Raw genomic sequence first — 2,818 nt, forward strand, 5'->3', positions numbered from 1 at the left:
GCCTTGAGGAAGTAGGCGGCCATCATCGGCGTCAGCAGGCGCGCCACCAGCAGCGAGGCGAGTACCGACACCGCCGCCGTAATCCCGAACTGCTTGAAGAACTTGCCCGGTACACCGCCCATGAAGGCGGTCGGCAGGAAGACGGCGACCAGGGTGAAAGTGGTGGCGATCACCGCCAGGCCGATCTCGTCGGCAGCTTCGGTGGCTGCCTCGACCGGCGTCTTGCCCATGCGCAGGTGGCGGACGATGTTCTCGATCTCGACGATCGCGTCGTCGACCAGGATGCCGACCACCAGCGCCAGTGCCAGCAAGGTCAGCGTGTTGAGGCTGAAGTCGAAGTAGTACATGGCGGCGAAGGTGGGGATGATCGACAGCGGCAGCGCCGTCGCCGCAACCAGCGTCGCGCGCCAGTCGCGCAGGAACCACCAGACCACCAGAATGGCCAGGAAAGCGCCTTCGTAGAGCAGCTCCATCGAACCGTCGAAGTTGTCCTGCACCGGCGCGACGGTGTTGAACGCCTCCTCGATGTGCACCTGCGGGTGCTTCGCCTGTAGTTGCGCCACCGCCTTGCGTACCGCCTTGGCCACCGCTACCTCGCTGGCCCCCTTGATGCGGGTGATCTCGAAGCTGACCACGGGTTGGCCGTCGAGCAGGGTGATGCTGCCGCGTTCGGCGACGCCGTCGCGGACTTTTGCCACTTCGCTGAGGCGGATGCTGCGCCCGCCCGACAGCGGCATCTCGAGTGCGGCAATGTCGGCGACCGTGCCCACCGCCGCCAGGGTGCGTACCGACTGGATGCCGTTGCCGATATCACCGCGACCGCCGGAAGCGTCCTGCTGCACCTGCCGCAGCAGGCTCGACACGTCAGCGGCGGTGACGCCCAGCGCCGCCAGGCGCGCGGTGTCCAGGTCGACCTGCACCTCGCGGTCGACCCCGCCGATGCGGCTGATTTTGCCGACACCCTTGACCGCCAGCATGGCCTTGGCGACGTCGTTGTCGACGAACCACGACAGCCCCTCCTCGTCGATGCGCTCGGAACGCACGGCGTAGGTGAGGATCGCGCTGCCCGAGGTGGTGACCTTGGAAACCACCGGGTCGCGCATCGCTGGCGGCAGGTCGGCACGCACCGTGTCGATTGCGTTGCGCACTTCGTTGAGCGCCACCTCGGCGTTCTTGTCGATGTTGAAAGCCACCTTGATCGACGCCGAGCCGTCGGTGAGCGTGGTGGTGATGTGTTCGATGCCACCCAGCGAGGCGACCTGATCCTCGATCTTGCGCGCCACCTCGGTTTCCATCTGGGTCGGCGCAACACCCTCGTAGGTGGCGGCAACGGTGATCGTCGGCAGCTCGATGTCCGGGAAGTTCTGGATGCCCAGCGAGCGGAAGCTGCTGATGCCGAGGAAGGTCAGCAGGCCAAAAAGCAGCAGCGCCGGCACCGGGTTGCGGATCGACCAGGTGGAGAAGTTCATCTCGCCGGCTCCGCCTGCGACGCTGCCGCCGGCGCGCTCTCGACACGCACCGCGTCGCCATCATTGAGGAAGGCGCCGCCGCTGGCAACGATGCGCGCGTCGGTCGGCAGGGGCGTCAGGATTTCGACCTGATTTCCCTCGCGGCGGCCGCTGTCGACCTTGATCTGACTGACGATATCGTGCTCGCCAACCCGGAACACGTAGCTGTGGCCGTCGCGCAGGATCACCGCTGAAGACGGCAGCACCACTGCCGCCTTGCTGCCGGTGAGGATCTCGCCGCTGGCGAACATGCCGGCGCGCGCAGCACTGCTCGCGGGCAAGTCGACGTAGATCAGCGCCTTGCGGGTGGTCGGGTCGAGCGTCGGCGCCAGAATGCGTACGCTGCCGTCGACCTGTGATCCGTCGGCCAGGCGCAGACGGGCACTCTGGCCTGGAGCGACGCGCGGCAGTTGCTCGGCAGAGACTTCTGCTCGCCATTCCAACCGACTACGCCGGACCATGCGAAAAAGTTCGTTGCCGGCCTGCACGACGCTGCCCAGCGTCGCGTTGCGGCTGCTGATGACGCCATCGTCGGGTGCCAGAATGCGCGTCTGCGCGAGCCGGACGCGCTCGCTCTTGAGCGCTGCCGCCGCCGCGGCGACGGATGCGGCGGCGCTCTTTTCGGCGATCAGGTACTGGTTGACCTGCTGGCCCGAGAACACGCCGCTGCCCTGGACCTTGCGCGTGCGGTCGGCGTTGGCGCGGGCTTCGGCGAGGGCGGCATTGGCCTTGGCCAGGTTCGCCTGTTGTTGGGCAAGGTTGGCCTCGACACCGTCAGTGGAGAGTTCGGCAAGCAACTGCCCGCGGCGGACGACGCTGCCGACATCGACTGCCACCTCGACTACGCGCAGGCCGCTGGTCTCGGCGGCGATCACCGCCTCTTGCCACGGGAAGATGCCGCCACTGACGCTCAGCTGCTGCGACCAGTTGGCCTGTTGTGGCGGCACGATGCTGACCGCCAGCGCGGTGCGCTTTGGCGCGACTTCGCTGGTCGCGCCGGCCCTTTGGCGGTTGAAGAAGAAAGCACCGCCGAGCACGAGAACGGTGACGAGCAGCAAGATGATGAGGCGATGAGAGCGTTTCACGAGAGGTCTCCGGCGCCGGCTTGCCAGCCGCCGCCAAGTGCTTTGTAGAGGGAAATCCAATCCTGCACGCGGTCGCGCGGCAGGGCAATCGGCCGTCGTTCGGCATTGTTGGCGTTGCGCCGGGCGATTTTCAGCGCCAGCAGGCTGACGCCGCCGGCCCGCCAGTTGGCGTCAGCATTGAAGGAGAGGGCGAAGCCGGCGGTGGCTGCGTCAGCTTCGCGCCGG

2 protein-coding genes and 1 pseudogene are annotated in these 2,818 nt (G+C 67.1%); all 3 read right to left on the reverse strand.

What is annotated here, in order from left to right; all coding sequences use genetic code 11:
* Positions 1–1,469: efflux RND transporter permease subunit (locus RUW20_RS09860; RefSeq protein ID WP_313952031.1), on the reverse strand; the 1,469-nt coding region annotated here is incomplete at its 3' end.
* The gene (locus tag RUW20_RS09865) at positions 1,466–2,593 is read right to left on the reverse strand and encodes an efflux RND transporter periplasmic adaptor subunit (RefSeq protein ID WP_313952032.1); all 1,128 of its coding nucleotides are present in this window, start codon (positions 2,591–2,593) and stop codon (positions 1,466–1,468) included. The genes RUW20_RS09865 and RUW20_RS09860, both read right to left, overlap by 4 nt.
* Positions 2,590–2,818, reverse strand: a pseudogene (locus tag RUW20_RS09870) (hypothetical protein); the annotation flags it as partial. The gene RUW20_RS09865 and the pseudogene RUW20_RS09870, both read right to left, overlap by 4 nt.

Source organism: Accumulibacter sp., assembly GCF_032229525.1.
GTDB lineage: Bacteria > Pseudomonadota > Gammaproteobacteria > Burkholderiales > Rhodocyclaceae > Accumulibacter.